Consider the following 5,004-nt stretch of genomic DNA (forward strand, 5'->3'; position numbering starts at 1 on the left):
CAACCACATAGGCAGACATGATCAATTCCGGTGCATGGGCGATTTCATGGAAATTGCTGGTCCACGTTTGCTCCCCTTCGGCCACAATATCGAAAAGGATACCGTGCATATCAGGGACATCCCCTGCCACGGTGATCTCAAAAGCGTCTTCAATATAAACAGTATCTCCTGCAGGGATATTCCCGTAGTTTTCCTGGAAATCCAGCAGAGAAACATAAGCATCACCGGTAGAAAGGCTTGCTGCCACGGCAGAGGCATCATCAGAGCCGATATTGGTAAGCGCAACGGACAACTTTACGGTTTCACCGTAATCGATCACGCCGTTGCCGTTTCCTGCCTGATCATTAACCTCATGGTATGCATAAACAATGTAAGCACCGGAAGCCGGGATCACATCAATAGTTTGGTAGATGGTAGCTGTGTTAAATCCTGTTACCACGAGCAAAGCATTACCCGGGGTGAAAGAATGTGTTATGCTAACCAACCCGGAGGCATCGGTAAAACCGCGGAAATAACTATCTCCCTGGCTGATGGCCACCATGGCGTTTTCAACCGGGTTGCCATCGGCGCTGATGATGGTAACAAAGGGAATCCCGCCAATGAGCACATTATTGGATGTAACGATATCCATAGGCTCGGCCGTTCTGACCTGCAGGGAAGGATCGCCAAAGATGTTCCATGTCTTGGCGGTCTCCCAGTCGTCGGCACCACCCGATTCGGTACACATCAGCGTAAGACCGTTGAATACCATGGAACCGATGGTTGTGCGCTGTTCGGAGGTGTTGATCCCGCTTTGCCCGGGATGTGCCGAATAATCGTAGCCACCGATCATGACATCCATAAAATAATCCTGTCCTCTCATAGGCGGATCCCAGGGTTGACTGATGGATGCACCCAGGAACATCACTGCACCTCCGTTATCCTTTTTCAGCCAGGCTTCGGCGAAACAATCGCCGCTGGTCTGGTGGAAATCCCCATTATTACAGGCTACTGCAACGATGAAAGGCAGCTTTGTACCGTTACTGAGGTTGTTCACGTTGCTGATACTGAATCCTGAAGAACCCCAACCCGAAGAAGAACCATGACCTGTGTAGTTGATCACGCTGGTTCCACCGTTAACGGCATTATTCACCATGGAGATGCTGGCGGAGGGGTCATAAATTGCATTGTAAGTATCGTATGTGAAGGGATCCAGTTTATCGTCGAAAATAACGTCACAATGTTCATAATCCAGTTCATTGTCATCACCGGGTCCCTGGTTTGAGGCAATACCGGTAGCCACCGAGTACCACGTCTCCCCCATGTCGGGAGTCTTTTCAAAGCCAATGATCTTATTGACCTGGGTGGTCACATGTCCGGCATTATTTGACGACAACCTGCCGATACAGATATCGGCATACTCATCTGTTCCAGCCACACAACCCAGTTGCGGATCCATGGGAGAACCGTAGCCCAGGGTGTTGGATTTTATATCCGGCCAGTCGCCGACAAGCTGAACATACAGGAGGTTATTGTTTTCGTCATACTTTTGCTGTATGAGATTATTGACATTGGTGCCGGTAGCAACCACTTCCTTGGACACGTTATAGCCCTTTTCCTTTTTCCATTGTATATAGGGTTCAATGGCTGCTTCATCCCGGGCAGTACATATCACCAGGATATCGCCAACCTCGCCAACAGTAAGGTCATCGCGATTACCGTTGTCATAGTTGATGAAAACCGAGCGGTATACACCGTCCATCTCCCTGATTATAGTATTGCTTGTCCTGTTTAAAGGATTAACAACGGGAGTATTGTCTTCAAGCAAGGTAACCTGCAAACGGGTATACACCCTCAGCACATTCTGAACGGCATTGTACCGGAAAGGATACACATAAACGCTGGAACCACGCACATCCCTGACAATGTATGGATGGGTCTGTTCAGCCAGAGAAGCCGGGTACCATTCGTCACGAAGGGCCTCAGGACTGATTTCATAGGGAATGGCTGAAGGGTCCTGATCGCGGTAAATAATACCGCGGGAAGGAAGCAGCGGATAATCAAGTTGTATGTCAGTGAATTCGGACAGGGACACGCTGAGCGTCATATTGCGGTCATCCGGCAGTCGGACGGCAGCGCTCAGGTATGGCAACGAAGCAAATCCCTTATCCCGTGTACGGATACTGCCCTCAAAAAGGATATCCGTAAAAGTTATGTTGTTGGCAACCATCTCATCCAGCCGGTAATCACCGAGGTTGAAATCCAGGATGAAAGTACCGGATTGCGGCTCGGAGAATTTTACATCAAATCCGTTTCCAGCCTGCAAAGAGATGAATGATAACACTAATAAAATGGCAATCAGACTATTCTTCATAATGAGTGTTTTAAGCAGATTATTACTTTGTTATGATAAGCTTTTTGATCTCCTGTGCATTATCCGAGCGTATGATGCAATAATACACACCTGCGGCCAGCCCGGATACATCAGCAGAAAACCTTATTTTCCCTTCAACCGGTTGTTTTTCCAGGATGGTCATGACTTCCTGGCCGAAGGCATTGGTAAGGACCACCGACAATTCAGAACGGTTTGACCTGTTCAGGCCAATATAAACCTGATCGCTGGCAGGATTGGGGTAAAGTTGAATATCATTAGCCAAGGCCGGTTCATCGCCCGTGGAGGTCCAGATACCCTGGATCCCAAAGAATTCCAGGTATTGTATCATCAGTTCGTCTTTTGTAGTGGTTCCGTCATCCAATCCTCCGAATTCGAAGGAAGAACCTATGGTTTTGTAGTTTTGTTCAACGTCGTTGGCAATGGCACAGTTGTATTGAGGAGATACATTTTCGAAGATAACAAATGCCGGCGAAATGGGCGCCAGGTGGTCTATCCAGTTGTTATCGCCGGAATATGCAAAGGTCATCTCTGCCGTAAAAGTTCCATCCTGTCCCAGGATAGTTCCCAGGTCTCCATCGCCATCCTCTGTGCCCTGAATACCGAATAAAGGGTGCACAGGAGTAATATCATCATAATACCATGTATCCCCGCCTTCCATGTAGAGTCTTCCTCCGTTTTCGAGGTAATCAAACAAAGCCTGACCTTCATTTTCCGATAAAACATGGTTTTCGGAATAAACTCCCAGGCAGACGAACACCGAAGCATATAGGTTAAGATCTGCGGGCATGGAAGTTACGAGTTCTGCGCCGACTTCAAGATTATCGAAGCAGGTCATCATTGCAGGAGCGGAGTTATGATTACCGTCGAAGTCGATCACCAGAACGGGTATTTGTCCAATCACCAGGAAGAATTCTTTTTCACAGCCATAGTTGCCTGCTGTTAGATCGAAAGAAAAAGCAGCGGAAGTTCCTGCCGGTGAATCTTCATCAACAGTCACTGTAAACACTGCAAACGCTTCATCTCCCTGAAAGAGGGTATCAAAACTTACGGTATTGTTAACCAGGGTTATCCAGGAAGAAGGGGTAGAAAGGGACGCAAGCGCATCAAGGGCATCACTGTGACCTTCGTTACCGACAGTTACGATGATATCGGCCTCTTCACCGGGATCCAGGCGTCCGTTGCCATTCCCGTTAGCCACATCATCAACAATTACAGCAGAAGCAACAAGGTCTGGGGCATTTACCAGGATGGTAAAACTGGAGTTCCAGGTTTCCTTTGCATTATCCTGCATGATAAGGTCAAAGGAAAGCGGGTGCTGATCGGGGATAGCATCGGAGATATCGAAAGCAAAGGCATCGTATTGCATTGAAGTTGACTGGGCGGCAATGGTGCCGTAGTCCTGCTGATCATCGGTGATGGTGACAAAGGTATCATCGCTTGATAAAACGGCAGATACATTTTCCGCATCGCTCATACCGAGGTTTTCCAGTTGCACATCCAGCACAATGCTTTCTCCGTAGTCGGCTTGTCCGTTGCCGTTTCCATTCTGATCTTTCACCGTATATTCATCGAGGGATACAAAAGGTCCTGCAGGATTATTAACGATAACGGTTCCGATATACGGTTGACCATTCTGTTTGGTAACCACCACATCGGCGGTACCGGGCTGTTGTATGGGGTTGAGGGGGACAATGGCTGTTCCTGCAGCATCTGCAAGCACGGCTCCATAAAGCACGTTATTCATGGAAATAGCCACATAGGCATAAGGTTCCGTATTGACTGTAAATGATGTAGCTCCCAGGGGCATAAGGGGATCATAGGAAACAGTGATGACCGGAGGTACCGAATAATAGATCATAAGGGAAGGATCACCCATGAGGCAGTATATCTCCCAGTAATACTGGGCTGAGCCCGGGTCACCCTGGGTAACAGCGAGGTTTCCTGCAAAGATCATCTGATCCTGGGTGGTATACCAGTCTTCAAAAGGCTCCATATGATCGTGGAAGGTACGGTCGTAGGCTCCGAGCGTGGTTTCCTCATAGGAAGGCGGATCCTGGGTGATAGGGCCAACGCCCACACCCCAATAGTAATCGGGATCCCAGTAAGTACTGTTAGAGCCACCGATATAGCCAACTGCACCTTTGTTTTCCGCTCTGACGATAGCCTCGGCAAAACACTCATTGGCATCATATGCGCTGGAGAGGCAGCAGTTTCCCACCAGAAGGCAATATTCATCCTGGTTTTGCAATCCGGGAATATCACCCGTGGTAAAGGAAGGGTCGCCCCATCCGCTCTGGCTGCAATGTGCGGTATAGTTCCCATAGGATACGCCATCGCTCACGTTTTGTATGATATCGGCCGAATGGCTGCCAGACTCAGGGTAGAGGTAAGTATGCGATGTGAGACCGTGTGCAGCGTTGAAATAGTTTTCCGTGCCATAGTTGATCTGGCCGTTGCCCCAGTCGTACCCATGGCCGCTATCCATACCGGCAACCATAACTACCTCATTCAGGTAGGAAGGATCGGGCATGGTATATTGCTCGTATTGCAGGGTCTTATCGATTTGCGGCTGCAGGTCGGCGGCATCCTGGGCGGAAAAGCGTCCGTAATAGATCTCCGGAAAATAATCA

2 protein-coding genes are annotated in these 5,004 nt (G+C 48.7%); both read right to left on the minus strand.

What is annotated here, in order from left to right; all coding sequences use genetic code 11:
* Nucleotides 1-2,353: hypothetical protein (locus tag KKA81_17005; GenBank protein MBU2652627.1), on the minus strand; the 2,353-nt coding region annotated here is incomplete at its 3' end.
* Between the two features lie 22 nt (nt 2,354-2,375).
* On the minus strand, nt 2,376-5,004 hold a 2,629-nt coding region (locus KKA81_17010; protein ID MBU2652628.1), incomplete at its 5' end, for a T9SS type A sorting domain-containing protein.

This window comes from Bacteroidota bacterium (assembly GCA_018831055.1).
GTDB lineage: Bacteria > Bacteroidota > Bacteroidia > Bacteroidales > B18-G4 > M55B132.